Here is a 17396-nt window from a genome sequence, read left to right as displayed (position 1 = left end):
GACAAAAGGGGAACTTAAAAAATGAAGAAAATGCTTCTCTCTACCATCGCCGGCCTCATGGCACTGACAATGGCATCGGCCGCCACCGCCCAGGATGCGAAACCACTTGTCGTCGGTTCCGACTTCGGCGTTGCCCCGTGGATGGTGCGCGGCGCGAACGGCCCCGAAGGCTTCGGCGTCGACCTGATCAACGCCATTGGTGAAAAGATCGGCCGCCCGAAGGTCGAGATCACCGACGTCAACTTCTCGGGTCTGTTTGCGGCACTCTTCGCCAGCCGCATCGACATTACCGTCAACCCGCTCAACATCACCAAGGACCGCAGCGAGAAGATGCTCTTCGCCGAGCCGATCTTCGCAACCGGCAACGGTTTTATCGTCGCCAAGGGCAACAAGATTGCCGGCTTCGAAGATCTGAAGGGCAAGGCGATCGCCGTTAACCGCGGCACGCTGTCGGACACCTGGGCGACCGCCAACGCCGAAAAATACGGCTTTGAAGTCCAGCGTTACGATACATTCCCGGATTCCGTCCAGGCCGTTCTGACGCGCCGCGCCTTCAGCGCACTCAACGAAATCCCGACCACGGTCTATGCCGCGAGCAAGAACCCGATGATCGAAGTCGCCTTCAAGGATTTCGACGGCCGCAAGTTCGGCTATGCTTTCCGCAATGAAGACGTGGCGCTGCGCAATCAGGTAGAAGACGCGATCGAATGCCTGAAGCAGGAAGGCGTGCTCGTTGCCCTTTACGAAAAGTGGTACAACGAGAAGCCGGCTCACGACAGCCCGCTCAGCACGGTCTATCCTGGCTATGGCGCTCCGGGCTTCACCGGCTACGACGCCACGCCGCATGAACTTGCCTGCAAATAAGTCCGGAAACCGAAGCCGCTGATCAATGATCGGCGGCCTCTTTCGGGAGCGCGCGATGCAGAAAATTATCGACAACTATCTCAATTGGGAAATCCTCAAAGAGGCGTTTCCCGAAGTGCTGGCGGGTTTCTGGGTCACGGTCCAGGCGTCGCTGGCCGTCATCGTCATCGGTCTTCTGACCGGGCTTGCACTTGCAGTGCTTCGCTGTTTGCGCAACCGTGTGATCGATGGGGTGATCACCACCTTTATCGAGATCTTCCGGACCCTGCCGCAGCTGGTCGTGCTCATATTCGTCTATTTCGGCCTGCCCTATCTCGGCATCACGCTGTCTCCCTTCCTGGCAACAGTCTTCGGCCTTTCCGCCGTGCTGTCAGCCTTCGCTGCGGAAATATTCTGGGCGTCGATCGTTGCCGTACCGAAAGGACAGTGGGAGGCCGCGACAGCGCTCGCCTTCAAGCCCTGGCGCACACTTGCTTTCATCATCCTGCCGCAGGCCGTCCGGCTTGCGCTGCCGCTCGTGACCAACCGGTCGATAGCGATTACCAAGGGCACCGCACTCGGCGTCGCCGTCTCGATGCAGGAAACCCTCGGCAGCGCCCAGAGCATCATGTCAATCAAGGCCAATCCCTCGCCGCTGACGCTCGCCGCCTTTTTCTATCTTCTGTTCTTCATCCCGCTGGTGGCCTTCAGCCGCTATGTGGAACGTCGATTTTCGCATTGAGGAGAAACGGACATGGAACTTCTTCTACTCAATTTTGCCAATATCGACTCCCTGAAACTCGTCTATCCGCTGCTGCTGCAGGGCCTGCAGCTTACATTGCTGTTGGCGATCGTCGCTCTGCCCCTGTCGCTGCTCTCCGGCCTGACCGTCGCCGTCACCTACAGTTTCGCCGGTGCGCGGGTTCGCAAGCTGATGGTTATCTTAATCGACCTGCTGCGCGCTTTCCCGGTCCTCGTGCTTCTGGTGCTGATCTATTATAGCCTGCCGTTTTTCGGCCTAACGCTCGGCAGCTTCACCGCCGTGGTCGTCGCGCTTGTCATCAACAACACCGGCTATTTCAGCGAAATCTTTCGCGCCGGCCTGGAGTCGATCCCAAAGGGTCAGCATGAAGCGGCGGCGGCACTGGGCTTTCATAAGTTCCGCGGCATGATCTACATCATCCTGCCGCAGGCGGTCCGCAAAGTCGTAGCGCCCCTCGCCAGCAACTCGCTCGAACTGGTCAAGACAACGTCGATCGCTTCGCTTGTCGCCCTTCCGGAACTGCTGCGTTCAGCACGCGTTGCCCAGGAACAGACCTACAATCCGACGCCGTTGACCGCAGCCGCCGTCATCTTCTTCATCATGCTCTGGCCCTTCTCCCATTGGGTTTCGCGCTTGGAGCGCAAAGCCATCATCGGAAAGGCGTGACCGCGTGCGCATTCTGATTACAGGCGGCACCGGCTTTGTCGGTCTTGCAACGGCTGAAGCACTTCTCAAGGCCGGCCATGACGTGACGCTCTTCGCCACGGCCGGAATGCCGGATGCCTTCGTGCACGCGGAAGAACTTGCCGGCGTAGCCGTCATACTGGGCGATATCTGCTGCGAAGCGGATGTCGGAGCGGCGATTGCAAAGTCAAGGCCGCAGGCGGTCCTGCATCTGGCCGCCATGACGCCCAACCTGGAAGCCGAGCGGGAAATGGCGACGCGGATCATAACCGTCAATGTCGGCGGCACCGCGACGCTCCTGAAGATGCTGCGTCACGCACCGGAGCTGACCCGTATCGTCGCGACGAGCAGCGTTGCCGTCTATGGTCATGTTGATGTCGAGGACGGCCCGATAGCCGAGGGCAGCTTTTCCCCCAATCCGGCAAGCCTATACGGCATCACCAAGGTCGCAGCGGAAGACACGGCGCTGCGCCTTGCATCGCTTTACGGCTTCGACCTGAGGATCGCGCGCATAGGCCCGCTTTTCGGCCCGTGGGAATATCACACCGGCGTTCGTCCGCTGCTGAGCCCGCATGCGCAGATCCTGTCGCAATGGCGCAAGGGTTCTGTCGCGACGCTGGCTCGCCCGCTGGCTGGCGACTGGCTCTACAGCCGCGACGCAGCGGCCGGTCTCGCCGGACTTCTCACCGGCAATGGCTTGAAGCACACCACCTACAATATCGGTGCAGGTGCGTGCGAAACGGTCCTCGATTGGGCAAACGCCTTCTCGACGCTCGTCTGCGGGAATGGCGCGGCACTTGCTGCCGCGCACGAAGCGGCCAGCGTCACCGTGACGATGGCTCAGGATCGCGCGCCGCTCTCTATCGAGCGGCTCTCGTCCGACACCGGTTATCACATCCATTATCGCGGCGAGACCGCCGCCATCGACCATGCCGAATGGCTTACCCGTTTTGACCCGCTTCCGAAGAGGATCAGCGCATGAATACCGTCAACCTCGGCCGCACCGTGATCGAGATGCGCGCCGTCACCAAATCCTATTCGAACTTCAAGGCGCTGGACGGCATCGATCTCGATGTCGCGCGCGGCGAACGTATCGTCATCTGCGGTCCGTCCGGTTCCGGAAAGTCGACGCTCATCCGCTGCATCAACGGGCTTGAGACCTTTGACACCGGCTCGATCACCGTCGATGGGATTTCGATCGGCGCAAGCGCCCGCAATCTGGACAAGGTGCGCCAAGAAGTCGGCATGGTGTTCCAGCACTTCAACCTCTTCCCGCATCTGACGGTCCTGCAGAACCTGATGATCGCGCCGATGAAGAACCGCGGCAAGACGCGCTCCGAGGCGGAAGCGCTTGCTCGCCATTACCTGGAGCGCGTTCGCATCGCCGATCATGCACACAAGATGCCGTCCCAGATTTCCGGCGGCCAGCAGCAGCGCGTCGCCATCGCCCGAGCGCTCTGCATGGAGCCGCAGATCATGCTGTTCGACGAGCCGACCTCGGCGCTTGACCCGGAAATGATCAAGGAAGTGCTTGACGTGATGGTGGAGCTTGCTCGCGAAGGCATGACCATGGTTTGCGTCACACACGAAATGGGCTTTGCCCGATCGGTCGCCGGCCAGGTCATCTTCATGGATCGCGGTACGATCGTCGAGCGCAACACGCCGGAACAATTTTTCTCCTCTCCGCAGCACGAGCGGACGAAGACCTTCCTGCAGCAGGTCATCAGGCACTAGGATCATGACAATGAGATTGACTGGGAGATTGACCGGCAAAACCGCGATCGTCACGGGCGCATCCTCGGGCATCGGGCGTGCGATATCACTCCTGTTTGCACAGGAAGGCGCAACTGTCATCGCAGCCGATGTAACGACCGACGTCGTCCAAGGCGGCACACCGGTGCTGGAAGAGCTGAACAAAGTCACCGACAAGGCGATCTTCGTCAAAACGGACATTTCCAAGGGCTCGGACGTCCAATCCCTGTTCGACGATGTCGCCGGTCGTTATGGCCGCGTCGATATCCTCGTCAACAATGCCGTCATTCGCGGCGGCTCCTCGCTCGTCGATACCGACGAGGCGGAGTGGGAACGCGTCACCGATGTGAACCTCAAGGGCGCCTATCTCTGCCTTCGCGCCGCCGTACGCCAGATGGTGACCCAGGAGATCATCGGCGAGGCGCGGGGCCGTATCGTCAACATCACCTCGCAGCACGGCATGATCGCCGCACCCGGCGATTTCGCCTACGGTGTCAGCAAGGCGGGCATGGTCTACATGACCAAGCAGGTGGCCTCCGACTACGGCCATGAAAGCATCATCTGCAATGCAGTTGCACCCGGCAAGATCCTCACCGGCAAGGGTGGCCGCGCCGTCGATCCCGATATGCTAGCCTATTCCGAAAGCCGCACGCCGCTGCCCCGCCTCGGCAAGCCGATCGACGTCGCCCGCGCCGCACTGTTTCTCGCCAGCGATGAGGCGACCTATCTGACCGGCCACAATCTCATGGTCGACGGCGGCTGGATGGCGCGCTGACCAAACTGGTCAATCTATCGTTTCGACCAGCGTCCTGTGAAAAATATCAAGCGCTTTCGGCCGCCGCGGCTGCGACGACCGAAGGAGGACGATCTCGCGGTCGTAGCGCCCATCGTCATCGACTTCGGTGACGAAAAGCCCCTGCGGCTGGAAGCCGGCCCATGCCGGCACCAGGGAGTTGCCGATACCGTTTGCTACAAGAATGGCGATTGCCTCCAGTCCGTCGAGGTCGCAGAAGATGTCCGGCTGAAGATTGCGTTCTTCGATGAACAGAGCCGCCATCCGGCCTCCCCATGAACCGGGATCGTAACGGAGATAGGGCTCGCCCATGAGTGTCATTCCTATTGCGTTCGGATCGACGGCATGTTTGGACAGAAGCATGAGGCGTTCCCGGCGCAACGCATGTATGCGCAACGACTTCGGGATCGCGAATGGCGGCTTCACCAAAATCGCGGCGTCAAGTTCACTGGACAGCACCGCTTCGTAAAGCATGTCCGACGTACCGGGACTGATCTTCAGCCGCAGATCCGGCGCCGTGCCCGCAAACTTTTTGAGCACCGTCGGCATCATCCCCGTCAGGGCCGTCGAGATCGCGCCGATGGCAAGTTCGCCACTCAATTCACCACCCGCCGCTTCGGCGATAAGCACCTTCGCTTCGGCGATCAGATGGCGCATTCGCGGCATCAGCGCCAGACAGGTCTCGGTCGGCCTTGCCGAATGTGCACCGCGGGCAAGCAACGCACTGCCGAGTAACGTTTCAAGCGTCTGCACCCTTTGGCTGACCGCAGCCGGTGTCAGGTTCTGGCGTCGCGCAGCCGCAGCGATCGAACCGGTTTCGATCACGGCAAGCAGGCTCTCGATAAACCGAATATCCAAAACATTTCCTTACGCTCGGAGAGAGAAAAAGGCATTAAATGTTTTTCTGAAAGCAGGCTAGAGCTTGGACGTTAATCTTGAAGGGACACCCTATGCGCTCGCTTTTTCACCTCGCCTATCACGTCAAGAACCTCGATGACTGTCGCCGCTTCTACGGCGACGTGCTGGGCTGCACCGAAGGCCGCAGCACCGATACCTGGGTCGATTTCGACTTCTACGGCCATCAGATTTCGCTTCATCTCGGCAAGCCGTTCGAGACGACGCGCACCGGCAAGGTTGGCGACCACATGGTGATGATGCCCCATCTCGGTGTCATCCTGCCACTCGACGAGTGGTTCACACTTGCCGAACGCCTCCAGAGTGGCGGCATCGCTTTCGACATTCCGCCGGTCGTCCGCTTCGAAGGCGAGCCCGGTGAACAGCGCACCATGTTCTTCTTCGATCCGAGCGGAAACCCCATCGAGGTCAAAGGCTTCAAGGATTTTGGCAGCGTTTTCGCGCAGTAATGCAACGTTTGCATCGCATCGACGAGATCCGAGTGCTACGTTAGGATCTCGTCGCAGCAACCTTAATTCCCAAGTGTACAAGGTACTGTGCTCTTGAAGGGACACGAACAGTCGCCCCCTATTACAACCGTATGGGGGATGACAGTTGTGACACCTTACAGTGTTTCATCTTTGTGCTTCCGTGTCGCCGAATATGTGTGACGCTGCCGTCAGCTTTCGAGATTCAACACTAGGCTCGGGCGAGAATCGATCTCGCCCTAACCCAAGTTGACTAGAATTCCTGCACTGTGGGACGGATCACAATCGCATTGATATCGACATCGTTAGGCTGCTCGATTGCAAAGGCAATCGCACGTGCCACGGACGATGCCGGGATGGCCTGTTCGTAGAAACCGTGCACCGTGTCGCGCGCGGTGCCGGTCGTTCCTAGCTTCAGATCGCTCTCAACGGCGCCCGGTTCGATCGACGTGACGCGTACGGCACTTCCGACCTCCATGCGCAGCCCCTCCGCGATCGCGCTGACCGCGAACTTCGTGCCGGAATAGACGGTACCGCCCGGCGCAAAGACTTTGATGCCCGCGACGGAGCTCAGGTTGATGATATGACCGCTCTGCTGCGCGAGGAACAAGGGCAAGGCAGCGGCGATCCCATAGAGGGTGCCTTTGATGTTCACGTCGATCATCGCGTCCCACTCGTCCGTGTTGACTTCGGACATCGGCCGGATCGGCATAATGCCCGCATTGTTGATGATGACATCGAGGCGGCCGAAGTCTTGAACCACGGTCTCGACGACAGCCTTGACCTGATGCTTGTCGGTTACATCCATCACGTACACCCGGATGTCCCCGCCCTGCGCTGCGATTTCGGCTCGGACTGCATCGAGCTTGTCTTGGCGCCTTGCGGCAATCGCTACCTTTGCGCCCCTTGCCGCCAGAGTTCTGGCGACCTCCGCTCCGATGCCTGTGCTGGCGCCGGTAATGAGAACGACTTTGTCTTTGATCATGATCTTTTCCTTGAGTTTGGTGGGGTTATGGCCAGCCGCGAGGCAGCCGTTTGATGCGGGCCCAGGCCAGCAACTTGGATGAAAATATTATGCTTGCACGCGACGGTGGTGATGCGGCTGCAGGAAAGGTGAGAGAGCAAACATCAAGAGCGCCACAACAGAGAGGATCCAGAGAGGGAGCCTGAAGTCGCCGGTGCTGTCACGAAGGATCCCCAGGAGCAGGGGGCCAAGTGCCCCGGCAGAATAGCCAATCCCCATCACGAACGCCGTCCATGTGTTGGCGTCCTGTGCATCGGCTGCATTGTCGAGGGGCAGGATCATCGCGAGCGTGAAGGATCCGCCGATACCGAACGCAATCATCGGGATAAAAAGGAAAGGCAGCAGCGTCGGCGAAATCGCGACGGCAGCCGCCCCCGCAAGCGCCAGTGCCGCAAACAGGGCGATCACGATGCGACGGTCTTCATCGCGGCTGATCACTCCAGCCAATGGATTCGCCACCATGAACGCAGCAGTGAAACCTGCCAGCAGGAGCCCTGCCGCAGTGGCACTCATGCCGAGTTCTCTGAATATCGGTGCTGTCCATGAGACGTACCCGAAAAACAGGATATTGTTGGCAGCAAAGTAGAGGGCGATCAGCCACGCAACAGGATTGGCGGTGGGCAGGCCGCGTCGCGCCGATGGTGAGGTTTCTTTGACGAGCGCCCGTGTTCTACCTTCAGCAGTGGAGACAACAATCCAAGCGGCTATGGCCGTGAGGGAGGGAATTGCAAGGATACCGTCAGCGAACCTCCAGCCTCCGCCCAGATTTGCAAGCGGCTCGGTCAGGCCGGCCGCAAGCGTGCTACCGAGGCCCAGTGAAGATGCGTAGATCCCCATTAGAACCGCTGCCTGCTTCGGAAAACTCTTCTTTGCGAAGCCTGGGATTAATGCACCTGCGATCGCAATCCCCGCTCCTACTCCTACAGTGGAAGCCAGAAGCATAACGACGGAGCCGGAGAGGGCGCGCAGGATTGTCGTCAGCATGAGGACAATCAGCGCGGTCAGAATAACCCTGTCGCGGCCAAATCGGTGGGCCAGCCAAGGAGTGGGAAACGCCAGCAAACCCATCAGCATTGCAGGAATGGCTGTCAGCAGGGATGCCTCAGCGTTGGACATCCCAAACTCTTGACGAATATGTGGCAGCAAGGGTCCGATCGAAACGATCCCCGGACGAAGATCGATGGCGACCAGCACAATCGCAGCGACGGTGGCGGCGAACGAAAGCGCCGGGCGGGCGAGTGGTGCCGGAACCTCTGCCGTAGCAGCATCGATCTCGATAACTCGAAGACGATAGTGGGCTAACGGGCGGGTGGAAAGAATATGCGTCATCGGGGATCTCCAAGGCGAGAAGCAGATTGATGGGCATGGCGGGCCGAGACGAAAACGACCCACCATGACATTGGAGTTACTTCGCAGCCTCGAGGATCAGCTTCGCCACCACGTCCGGGTGCGACAGCATGACGACATGGCTGGCAGCCACCTCGACGGCAGTCGCCTTGAGGCGCTTGACCTGATCTCGCTGCAGCTGCGGCTGGATGATCTTGTCCTCGGTCGACACGACCTCGAAGGAACGAACCGTATGCCAGGCCGCCTGGGTCACCGGGGTCGAGATTGCCTTGACGCCGAACGCACCCTGGGTCGCCGCGATCAGTTCCTGTTCAGGGCGCGGCAGGTCGGCCGCGAAATAATGGAACACGCCTTCGTCGGTGAATTTCAGATAGCCTGCATCGTCCTTCACGATGAACGGTCTGCCGGGCGCATCCGGATATGGCTTCTGCGTATCGAGGACCGACTGGCCGACTTCAGGCGCGTAAGCCGCGACATACACCAGTGAATGAACCTTCGGGTTGATGCCTGCCTGCGTGATGACGGCGCCACCGTAGGAGTGACCGACCAACACAACCGGGCCTTCAGCATCGGCAATGGCCCGGTCGGTGAAAGCGACGTCGTTTTCCAAGGTGTCCAACGGGTTCTGGACAGCCACGACCTTCAATCCGGCCTTTTTCAGAAGCGGGATGACCTTGTTCCAAGACGAACCATCGGCAAATGCGCCGTGAACGAGGACAACGGTCTTGGCCTTGAAGTCTGCCGCAGCCGCGGGAAGGGCGACACTTGCTGTAATTGCGAAGACGGCCACGGCCGAGATGAGGGAGTTCAGGAGTTTCATTTCGCGTATCCTTTTGAAATCATGGTGATCGGAGGGGAAATTGAGCGCGCAGTTGTCCGATCCCGAAACAACTTCGGTTGAAATCGGGCGCTACGATGCGTGATGAAGGGTCAAGCCGCGGACATGGGCGTTCGCGACAGGTTTGGATTATCGGGGCCGAATTCTATTTGGCTTCAGCCCATTGGTCGGCCTAGGCGCGACCGGGGACGAGAAGCTCGGCCAGAATTCCAGCGCCAGCCTCCGCGATGGCCACATCTTCTGCGACAGTGCCGCCGCTAACGCCGATCGCGCCGATCGCCTGCCCCTGGAATTGGATAGGAATGCCTCCTCCGAACACGACCACGCGACCATTGTGGGAATGCTGAATTCCGAAGAGCTCAGCACCCGGTTGAGCCAACACGCTCAGCCTGTCAGTCGCGTTGTTGAAGATCTGAGCGGTGAACGCTTTGTTGATCGCCAGTTCAACGGATCCCGCCATGGCTCCATCCTGGCGCTCGAAGGAAAGCAAGTGGCCGTCCCGGCCAATGACTGCGATCGAGCATGGGACATTCAAGGCGGTCGCCTTGGACTTTGATGTCTCGATCATCTCCCGGGCCTGTGCAGCCGAGAGCGTTGGTATGAAGCTGATCATTTCGGTATCCGATTTTCGGGTGGCCGACCGCCGTCTGCTGGCGGCCGTCCACAATGCTGAACGATCAGGCTACCCGGGCACGCGTCTGGCGCAGGGCGGTGAGCAGAGCTTCAGCGGCCTCACCGGAAGATCCCGGGTTCTGGCCGGTGATGAGTTGGCCATCGACGACCGTGTGGACGCCCCAGTCTTTTACCTTGGAGAACACGGCTCCCTGGGCGATGAGCACATCCTCGACCAAGAAAGGGACAACCTTGGTCAGGCCAACACCTTCTTCTTCGGTGTTGGTGAAGCCTGTGAGGTAGCGACCCTGAGCAAACGGCGAGCCGTCGGCGTTCTTGACATGGCGCAGCACGCCCGGAGCATGGCAGACAAGCGCAATGGTCTTGCCGGCGGCGATGAAGGATTCGATGAGCGCGATGGAATTCTTGTCTTCAGCGAGATCCCACATCGGGCCATGACCGCCGGGATAGAAGACAGTGTCAAAGTCCTTCTGATCGACGCTGTCGAGGCGTACTGTCTGGGCGAGCTGAGCGTTAGCGTCGGCGTCTGCCTTGAAACGAGCAGTGAGCTCGGTCTGGAACATCGGTTCGTCGCTCTTCGGGTCGAGCGGCGGCTGGCCGCCCTTGGGCGACGCAAGCGTGATCTCGGCGCCGGCGTCCTTGAAAACGTAATAGGGAGCTGCCAGCTCCTCAAGCCAGAACCCGGTCTTGCGGCCGGTGTCGCCGAGCGTATCGTGCGAAGTCAGTACCATGAGAACTTTCATCGTCTTATCCTTTGTTTGTCGCGGCCGGACCGGCCTGGATTGTCGATCAGCGCTGCTGGCCTTTCGATGAAGTGATCATGTCATCCGCAGAGATATTTGAGAAATTTACTTATTGGATTTTAGATATTCACGTGCCATTACATCTGAATGAAATACGATCTGAACCTTCTGCCCGTCTTCCTGGCTCTCATGGAGGAGCGGAGCGTCACCCGCGCTGCCAGCCGTCTTGGCATCACGCAGCCTGCGCTGTCGAATTCGCTCAATCGGCTCCGCGACATGCTGAAAGATCCGCTGTTCATCCGCGAACGCTACGGCATCAGGCCGACACAGCTTGCCGAGGAAATTGCGCCGACGATCGAGGCGGCTTTGGCGCAGCTTGATGATCTCGTCGTCCACCAGCAAGATTTCGATCCGGCAAGCGCGGAACGGCTGTTTCTGATCGCGCCAAACAGCTACGTCGAACTGGTGTTGATGCCAGCGCTGGTGGCAAGGCTGCGAGAGCAAGCTCCGGGGATCAAACTTCGCATGACGCCTTTCGGCAACGATCTCGTCGATACCGGAGTGATTTCGGGGACGACGGCCATGGTGCTAGGAAGGGTTATCGACCCACCGGACAACCTCGTCCTCCAGCATCTCATGGACGACGGACTGGCTTGCATCGTACGTCGCGACCATCCGGATGTCGGTGCCAGCCTGACGCGAGATCTCTACGAGAGCCTGAAGCATGTCAACGTGTTGCCGCCGGGTCGCATTCGTGCGGGCGTATTCCAGGCGTTGGGGCAGCAGAATCTCAAGCGCGAGGTTGCTGTCTCCGTCACCCATTTCCTGTCAGTTCCCGAGATGGTCGCGGTGACCGATTATTGCGCAACGTTGCCGCGCCTGATCTGCCGCAGCCTAGAGCGCGACCCGCGGCTTAAGGTCTTGGAAGCGCCTGTCGATCTTGGAACATTCCCGGTCGAGATGGCCTGGCATGTGCGATATCGTCACGATCCCGCTCATCGTTGGCTTAGGGGTGTCGTGAGCGAACTTGCGAAAGACTTGGTAGCGTAACAGAAGCCGTCCCCCCATTTCGCTCGTCCGCGCGATAGCATTCGCCTTGACGAGGATCGAACCGCGGACCCTCAGTTCGATGGTTTTGTCTGTCTGAAATTTTCCAAATTAGGAAACTACGTTCCTCTTCGGAATGGCCGGCTTAGGTCGGCGGTTTCGGCAGCTTTGCGCCCCAAGCGTTCATCGCATAAATTCAAGGAATACCTATTTCTGGGGTATACGTCTTACGTCCTCCGAGCAGAAATGTTTAATACCGGGAATGACAGAACCTACGCCCGATCAAATCGAAAAACTCGCTACTGCCTTTGAGCGATTTACCCGTCGTTTCAAGGTCGCGGAGGCAGCGGCAGTCATGCAAAACTCGCTCAACGCACTCGACATTCAGGCGCTTCTATTCATTGATGAACATCCCGAGTGTAATTTGGGGGATGTTGCCCGGCACCTTCAAGTCGCTCTGACGACAATGTCGTCTTCAGCCGACCGACTGGTACGTCGGGGTATGATTGACCGACAACGGCCAGAGGCGAACCGTAGGTCGGTGGCTCTGACCATCACAATCAATGGACAGCAAGCGGTTGCAGGCTATCTCGATGGATATCGAGCCTCTTGCAAAGCAATGCTTCAGGCTCTCGATCCCGTTGATCAAACCGAATTCTTGCGGCTTACCCAGCAAATCGAAAAATACGGCGTTTGAATATTACGAACTTCGTAGTATCTCTCCGAGATCGAAACGATCAGGGACGTCATCATGACCAACACATCGCCCACTGCACTCATCACAGGAGCAAACAAGGGTATTGGCCTCGCCATCGCGCGGCAGCTTGGCACAGCCGGACACACGGTCTGGCTGGGATGCCGAGACATTTCACGAGGTGAGACGGCAGCTAGCGACCTGCGAGATAGCGGAATAGACGCTCATGCTGTGCAACTTGATGTCACAGACAATACAAGCGTTTCCAACGCTGCCAAAACCATCGAAAGCAAAGTGGGGCATCTGGATGTTTTGGTCAACAATGCCGGGCTCATGTTTGGTCCGCCGCCCTCGCTTGCCGAAGAGTCACTTGACGAGATGCAGCGGATGTTCAACACCAATGTATTCGGCGTCATGCGCGTCACTCAAGCTTTCTTGCCGATGCTGCGCAATTCGAAGGCGGCCCGGATCGTAATGATGAGCAGCGGCCTGAGTTCATTGACGGACGCCTTGGACATGCGCAGCGAAACATGGACGGTCGGCTATGCCGGATACTGCGCCTCTAAGACTGCGCTGAACATGTTGACCGTCAAGCTCGCGAAGGAGCTGGATCGGGAAGGGATAAAAGTCAACGCAGTAGACCCCGGCCTCACATCGACCGATATGACAGGCAACAAAGCCGGGCACTCACCCGAGGAAGGCGCTCGCCCAGCATTTGCGCTAGCAACGACCCACGCATATGGACCGACAGCGGGGTTCTTCGCTTGCGCTCCATCAGGCGAACTTTTGCAAATGAGTTGGTGATACGGAATCAGGGGATATGGGATGCGAGCCAATCGGTTCCGCATCTCAGTGTCTCCAGGCGGGATAGCGTCGATACCTGTCATGGTCGGCAGGCCTGATGGAAGCGACGCGTTGAGACGAGTGGCGGAGGTTTTGGCAAAGACACCACGGTAATGCGTAATCGATTTTCATGGGAACGAAGGTATCTTACCTACACATACTTCGTTGGAACCTCGAAACCGGCCTTCATGCAATTCGAGAACCGTGGACGTCTCAGAGCTTCACGCGCCTGAGGTCGCAGCGGTGGCGAAGCCGCCATACCATCGACGACCCGTCACGCTTTCGAAACGCAACCTCCGTGGGAGCCTACTGGGCCTGACGTCACGCCGCAAGCAATCGGGTGAAACGGACACTGCCGGCCAAGTCTCGCAATGGGGAGATCCGAAAGTGCGGCTGCGCCTGATGTCGCGCGCCGCGGCCGGAGCAGCAGACGCGGGCCTGGGCTCTCGGCTCTTGAAGTTTTTTTCGCTGCCTGCGCCATAGTGTCCATGTCGGGACGCTTGGTTGGCGTGGGCTGGAAGTCGCTTAGGTCAAGGACGGGACCAGGTTCCGGCGTGACGATGCCATCGACGGGAGGTGGGGCAGTTATGCGGGGTGCCGGATCGGGGGCAGTCGATCCCGCCTCCCTTCTGGCCACTATGTTGAGGCTCCTGCGGCTGCCCTATTTCCCGCTCCTGCACGGCGAGAATTCCCGAAATCACGTCCTGCGAACGTCGCTATGCTGATTTCTCCGATACTCTTCATCTTCCTGGATCGGCCTTGCTCGTTACACTGCGCGCAGGCCCGATCGCGCGGCGGCCGATCTATCGCGATTTAGCCATCTTCGAATCGCAGGCAGTCTCCAAACATGGGATCGGGTGGGTGAAATGACAGGGTTGCCCCGCTGATAAAATCCAATTGCAGACCGGATTTCCAGGAAGGTCTATGACCGACTTTCCGGACGTGCGCTTGCGTGCGCGATAAATGCAAGAAATCACTTGGTGAGGACTCAGAAGATCGGGGACATTTCGGAGACGATATCGTTCTTCTGCGCGACACATGCGACTGGAGAGGCCGTCGCCTGTTCCATGCCGGCAGCAAAGGCCAGTAGATATGTTGACGTAGCGAGACGATAAGAATCCGGGACATGCGCAGAAGATCGTACTGGCGTCTCACGCCCAGGCTGCAGTCGCCTACTCTTTAGAGCCTTCCCCACGAATGATGCGTGACTTCTATCTGGTTGGATCAATCGTCCGCGCACGCGATATTCTGGCACCTTAGTCAATCTGGCGAAAACGATAGATTGCTGAAGTTGTCGTCAGAGGTCACAAATTGTCATAGGGAGACGCCACGCTGCGTGCGGGCAAAGTCAACAAGCCAGGGAGGTTCTCTAACCGCGCAAACGGAAGGATGCGGCCATGGTTGAAAAACACGTGATCGATAAATGGCGAAACGCCCCCCGATTGACAACGCTTGCGGGTTTTTTCGAACGGACAGCGAGCGGAAAAGGCGGCGCGCCTGATCGGAGAGAGCCGGATGTGGACCTCAGCTTGCTGGACTTCGACCTCGATTGCACGGTTTTCGCATCTACCCACCGGCGACTATGGGGTGCGTTCGACAGTCATTACTTTGCGAGCATACCTTTCCGGCTCGAGGAGGAATGCCGTATTGGATCTTCACTTCTGTCGCTGGCCTTGAGGAAATGGGCGCGATCCGGGGCCCCATCTAAACTCTATACGCTCGGAACCGGCACGGGTTGTCTCGCACGCACGCTTTCTACCCTGGGAGACGGTCGTATCGAGGCGCTTTGCTGCAGCCCAACCTCTGCAAACCGAGATGCTTTCTCTGCAAACCGTGGAAGCGAACACGCCCATTTTTTTCATGGACCTTTCTTCGATCTCACCGAAGATCGCTATGATACGGATCCAGAGCTTCGCCCATTTCGTGACGGTTTCGACGTGCTTCTCGAAGACACGACGTTCCAGATGTATGATAGCGACCGTCTGAGGCAACTCGACTTCATTGTCCCGCGTATCAAACCGGGTGGATTGTTGGTCCAGATTGAGAAACTGGCTCACAATGATGTCGACATCTATCTCGATCGCGAGCGCCAGAAGGACGAGCTCTTCAAACCGCGTTTCTTCACCCCGAGCAGCATCGCTAACAAGCAGGACGAGGTGCTTGATACGATGCACGATCTTCAGGTCGACATGCAGGCGACGGGCGCGGCGCTTGCCTCGTTTTTCCGTTACTCCGCAATCACCTGGAACAGCGGAAATTTCTACACCATCATCTCGTCCAACGCCCGAGCGACCATCGTCGAATTTGTTTCGCTGATGCTCAAGCCTGCAATTCCTCCCGCCTTTTGCCATCATCCGCTGCCGATCGTGCTGGTTGACACCGATGCAGATGCGGTCGCATCGGAGCTCAATTGGCGATCTCCAAGCCCAATGGTCGCATTCGAACCACGCCGGCCATTCGTTTACTGAACATTGGCGGGGCGAGCATGTCTGCGTCTATCATGCACTATAGTGGCGCTGCCGAAATCCGGTTCGCGCTCACGGCTCTGATGCCATCCATTGAGCCCTTCTGGAACCAACCGATCGCCGCCTATGCCGCGGCGGCCTACCGATTGGATAGACCGCAGTCAAGGAGCTGCGTGCGAAACCATGCGGTGACGCTCCTGCGTGCTGTCACCGAGCGGGCCGCGCTCAAAGCAGGCTACGATACAGACGAAACCGCAGCTGCTGGCCGTGAGTTGCTCCAATCTCCGGTCATACAGACGGGGCCCCATTGCTTGCTGCTTTTCGAGCCGGATGCGTTTTATACGCATCTGTTCAGCCTGCTCGGCTTGGCCGCTCATCGTAGAGAATGGCACATCACCTATTTCGGCACGACGATGTCATTCAAGGAATCGGCCAAGAAGGGGCCCGGCTGGCTTAGGATCGATGGAGAGCCGCTCAATCTCTTCGGCCTGCCCCGTAGTCGAATGGATGGACGCAGCATCTGCTGCCCAAACGGCCCATATCGTTTCGCGCTGACGAACTCGGAAGGTAAGAAAACGCCGACCCAGGCGTCCCGGCAACTGCTGGACGACCTTCCCTCTTTCTCCTTCGGCTCCGCAGCCGAAGCTATCAAATGCGCAAACCAGATATTGTGGCAGAAGCGGATGGGCACACCCCTGAAGCTGCTTCAGCTAGACGATTTCGATGTTGCCGAGCTCATCGCCGATCACCTGGATGATACCGGATCATGGATGGCGAAATGCTTCGTTTCTGGAGGTGAAGCTGAAAAGATTTCTGCAGATATCGACCGGCTCAATGCTGGTCCTTGGCGAGGATGGATCAAGAGGACGACAGATCATTTCTGGCTGGTGGAGAGAGATAGCGTCGTGCCCTTACGGCTGTACGCCGGCTATCTGCGCAGCGGCAGTGCTTGCCATCCCGACATCGAATTCACACCTTCTGCAATCGCTGCGGCGCTCCGCGATCGGAAACTGCTTCCAAGCCTGTTCACGGCATTTCTCGTGCTTTCGATACTTCCTGGTGTTCGCGCGCTCGGTGGATGCCGGCAAACAGTCTACCTCCCGCTTATGCGTTACCTCACCGCTTTAAGTGTGACGCGGTACGGAGACTATGAGCTACTGGATGCGCTAAGGCAGGATGAGCGACCAGGACAGTGGGGCCATCGTGTCTTTCTACCCGCAGCTGCGGATCCCATTCTGGAGGTCGATACAGCCGGTGGCATTTCAACGCTATTGCACAAATATCGAAACATGCGAGTGACCGAAGCAAGTGGCGATTTGACGAGCTTTACGAAGGACGCAATCTGGGCGGAAATGGCCAAGCATCTGGCAAACGGCGACATCTCTGCCGGCTCTCCAGAGTGGTCCTGGTCAGCGGCGTGACGGGTTTTCGCTGCAGCGCAATTGAAAAATGACTTCCGCGGTAATGCGGTCGTGGCGTTCAACGCCAGCCATATGGCGACTGCTGGCGCCGCCGCCCGGAAACCGCCTGCAGTCCGCAGAGGTC

General features: G+C 58.5%; 18 protein-coding genes. 12 read left to right on the top strand and 6 right to left on the bottom strand.

The genetic code is table 11. The annotated features are described in order from the left end of the window. Positions 1 to 21: 21 nt before the first annotated feature. The 6 genes from JZX87_RS19140 to JZX87_RS19115 are packed head-to-tail and all read left to right on the top strand — an operon-like array spanning position 22 to position 4817. Positions 22 to 864 carry a substrate-binding periplasmic protein gene (locus JZX87_RS19140; protein ID WP_286194906.1) on the top strand — a complete coding sequence of 281 codons (843 nt, stop codon included), beginning with the start codon at positions 22 to 24 and terminating at the stop codon, positions 862 to 864. A 55-nt stretch (positions 865 to 919) separates the two neighbouring features. Next, positions 920 to 1585 carry an amino acid ABC transporter permease gene (locus tag JZX87_RS19135; RefSeq protein WP_148144962.1) on the top strand — a complete coding sequence of 222 codons (666 nt, stop codon included), beginning with the start codon at positions 920 to 922 and terminating at the stop codon, positions 1583 to 1585. A gap of 12 nt (positions 1586 to 1597) precedes the next feature. Then, a complete protein-coding gene (locus tag JZX87_RS19130; protein WP_148144961.1) occupies positions 1598 to 2272 on the top strand; it encodes an amino acid ABC transporter permease in 675 nt (224 codons plus the stop codon). 4 nt (positions 2273 to 2276) lie between these two features. After that, a complete protein-coding gene (locus JZX87_RS19125) occupies positions 2277 to 3272 on the top strand; it encodes an NAD-dependent epimerase/dehydratase family protein (RefSeq protein ID WP_206827359.1) in 996 nt (331 codons plus the stop codon). Further along, positions 3269 to 4024, top strand: a complete 756-nt coding sequence (locus JZX87_RS19120; RefSeq protein ID WP_183688259.1) for an amino acid ABC transporter ATP-binding protein — start codon at positions 3269 to 3271, stop codon at positions 4022 to 4024. Before JZX87_RS19125 ends, JZX87_RS19120 begins: the two co-directional genes overlap by 4 nt. Before the next feature lie 10 nt (positions 4025 to 4034). Next, on the top strand, positions 4035 to 4817 hold the full coding sequence (locus JZX87_RS19115; protein WP_286194904.1) for an SDR family NAD(P)-dependent oxidoreductase: 783 nt from the start codon (positions 4035 to 4037) through the stop codon (positions 4815 to 4817). A gap of 9 nt (positions 4818 to 4826) precedes the next feature. Here the strand turns inward: JZX87_RS19115 and JZX87_RS19110 are convergent, their stop codons facing one another. Beyond that, positions 4827 to 5693 (bottom strand): LysR family transcriptional regulator, encoded by an 867-nt coding sequence (locus JZX87_RS19110; protein ID WP_206827357.1) that lies wholly within the window; start codon positions 5691 to 5693, stop codon positions 4827 to 4829. Between the two features lie 92 nt (positions 5694 to 5785). Here JZX87_RS19110 and JZX87_RS19105 point away from each other — a divergent pair, with 92 nt between their 5' ends. Next, a complete protein-coding gene (locus tag JZX87_RS19105; protein WP_206827356.1) occupies positions 5786 to 6199 on the top strand; it encodes a VOC family protein in 414 nt (137 codons plus the stop codon). Positions 6200 to 6470: 271 nt separating this feature from the next. Here the strand turns inward: JZX87_RS19105 and JZX87_RS19100 are convergent, their stop codons facing one another. The 5 genes from JZX87_RS19100 to JZX87_RS19080 all read right to left on the bottom strand — a co-directional run bounded on the left by JZX87_RS19100 (position 6471) and on the right by JZX87_RS19080 (position 10802). Next, a complete protein-coding gene (locus JZX87_RS19100) occupies positions 6471 to 7202 on the bottom strand; it encodes an SDR family oxidoreductase (protein ID WP_206827354.1) in 732 nt (243 codons plus the stop codon). Between the two features lie 87 nt (positions 7203 to 7289). Continuing rightward, positions 7290 to 8570: an MFS transporter gene (locus tag JZX87_RS19095; RefSeq protein ID WP_206827352.1), complete on the bottom strand. Its 1281-nt coding sequence runs from the start codon at positions 8568 to 8570 to the stop codon at positions 7290 to 7292. A gap of 76 nt (positions 8571 to 8646) precedes the next feature. Next, positions 8647 to 9408, bottom strand: coding sequence for an alpha/beta fold hydrolase (locus JZX87_RS19090; protein ID WP_183687979.1), 762 nt, complete (start codon positions 9406 to 9408; stop codon positions 8647 to 8649). A 190-nt stretch (positions 9409 to 9598) separates the two neighbouring features. Then, a complete protein-coding gene (locus JZX87_RS19085; RefSeq protein WP_206827350.1) occupies positions 9599 to 10039 on the bottom strand; it encodes a GlcG/HbpS family heme-binding protein in 441 nt (146 codons plus the stop codon). A gap of 64 nt (positions 10040 to 10103) precedes the next feature. Continuing rightward, entirely contained in the window at positions 10104 to 10802 is a 699-nt protein-coding gene (locus tag JZX87_RS19080) for a type 1 glutamine amidotransferase domain-containing protein (RefSeq protein WP_206827348.1), read from the bottom strand. 147 nt (positions 10803 to 10949) lie between these two features. On the opposite strand from JZX87_RS19080, the gene JZX87_RS19075 reads away from it, so the two are divergent. The 5 genes from JZX87_RS19075 to JZX87_RS19055 all read left to right on the top strand — a co-directional run bounded on the left by JZX87_RS19075 (position 10950) and on the right by JZX87_RS19055 (position 17272). Continuing rightward, the gene (locus tag JZX87_RS19075; RefSeq protein ID WP_206827347.1) at positions 10950 to 11852 is read left to right on the top strand and encodes a LysR family transcriptional regulator; all 903 of its coding nucleotides are present in this window, start codon (positions 10950 to 10952) and stop codon (positions 11850 to 11852) included. 259 nt (positions 11853 to 12111) lie between these two features. Further along, positions 12112 to 12546, top strand: a complete 435-nt coding sequence (locus JZX87_RS19070; RefSeq protein WP_206827346.1) for a MarR family winged helix-turn-helix transcriptional regulator — start codon at positions 12112 to 12114, stop codon at positions 12544 to 12546. Positions 12547 to 12600: 54 nt separating this feature from the next. Further along, the gene (locus tag JZX87_RS19065) at positions 12601 to 13347 is read left to right on the top strand and encodes an SDR family oxidoreductase (RefSeq protein WP_148144927.1); all 747 of its coding nucleotides are present in this window, start codon (positions 12601 to 12603) and stop codon (positions 13345 to 13347) included. Positions 13348 to 14783: 1436 nt separating this feature from the next. Then, positions 14784 to 15854, top strand: a complete 1071-nt coding sequence (locus tag JZX87_RS19060; protein WP_148144926.1) for a class I SAM-dependent methyltransferase — start codon at positions 14784 to 14786, stop codon at positions 15852 to 15854. After that, entirely contained in the window at positions 15797 to 17272 is a 1476-nt protein-coding gene (locus JZX87_RS19055; protein WP_353654214.1) for a hypothetical protein, read from the top strand. The genes JZX87_RS19060 and JZX87_RS19055 overlap by 58 nt, the downstream gene beginning before the upstream one ends. Positions 17273 to 17396 lie beyond the last annotated feature (124 nt).

Origin of the sequence: Agrobacterium sp. Ap1 (assembly GCF_017313375.1) — a bacterium.
Taxonomy (GTDB): domain Bacteria; phylum Pseudomonadota; class Alphaproteobacteria; order Rhizobiales; family Rhizobiaceae; genus Neorhizobium; species Neorhizobium cellulosilyticum.
The sequence above is the reverse complement of the archived record's forward strand: the minus strand, read 5'-3'. Positions and strand labels throughout refer to the sequence as shown.

Bases quoted from the DNA above. Each gene is read 5' to 3' on its own strand.
- JZX87_RS19140 (WP_286194906.1), top strand. From the start codon at position 22: ATGAAGAAAATGCTTCTCTCTACCATCGCCGGCCTCATGGCACTGACA.
- JZX87_RS19135 (WP_148144962.1), top strand. From the start codon at position 920: ATGCAGAAAATTATCGACAACTATCTCAATTGGGAAATCCTCAAAGAG.
- JZX87_RS19130 (WP_148144961.1), top strand. From the start codon at position 1,598: ATGGAACTTCTTCTACTCAATTTTGCCAATATCGACTCCCTGAAACTC.
- JZX87_RS19120 (WP_183688259.1), top strand. From the start codon at position 3,269: ATGAATACCGTCAACCTCGGCCGCACCGTGATCGAGATGCGCGCCGTC.
- JZX87_RS19115 (WP_286194904.1), top strand. From the start codon at position 4,035: ATGAGATTGACTGGGAGATTGACCGGCAAAACCGCGATCGTCACGGGC.
- JZX87_RS19105 (WP_206827356.1), top strand. From the start codon at position 5,786: ATGCGCTCGCTTTTTCACCTCGCCTATCACGTCAAGAACCTCGATGAC.
- JZX87_RS19100 (WP_206827354.1), bottom strand. From the start codon at position 7,202: ATGATCAAAGACAAAGTCGTTCTCATTACCGGCGCCAGCACAGGCATC.
- JZX87_RS19095 (WP_206827352.1), bottom strand. From the start codon at position 8,570: ATGACGCATATTCTTTCCACCCGCCCGTTAGCCCACTATCGTCTTCGA.
- JZX87_RS19090 (WP_183687979.1), bottom strand. From the start codon at position 9,408: ATGAAACTCCTGAACTCCCTCATCTCGGCCGTGGCCGTCTTCGCAATT.
- JZX87_RS19085 (WP_206827350.1), bottom strand. From the start codon at position 10,039: ATGATCAGCTTCATACCAACGCTCTCGGCTGCACAGGCCCGGGAGATG.
- JZX87_RS19080 (WP_206827348.1), bottom strand. From the start codon at position 10,802: ATGAAAGTTCTCATGGTACTGACTTCGCACGATACGCTCGGCGACACC.
- JZX87_RS19075 (WP_206827347.1), top strand. From the start codon at position 10,950: ATGAAATACGATCTGAACCTTCTGCCCGTCTTCCTGGCTCTCATGGAG.
- JZX87_RS19070 (WP_206827346.1), top strand. From the start codon at position 12,112: ATGACAGAACCTACGCCCGATCAAATCGAAAAACTCGCTACTGCCTTT.
- JZX87_RS19065 (WP_148144927.1), top strand. From the start codon at position 12,601: ATGACCAACACATCGCCCACTGCACTCATCACAGGAGCAAACAAGGGT.
- JZX87_RS19060 (WP_148144926.1), top strand. From the start codon at position 14,784: ATGGTTGAAAAACACGTGATCGATAAATGGCGAAACGCCCCCCGATTG.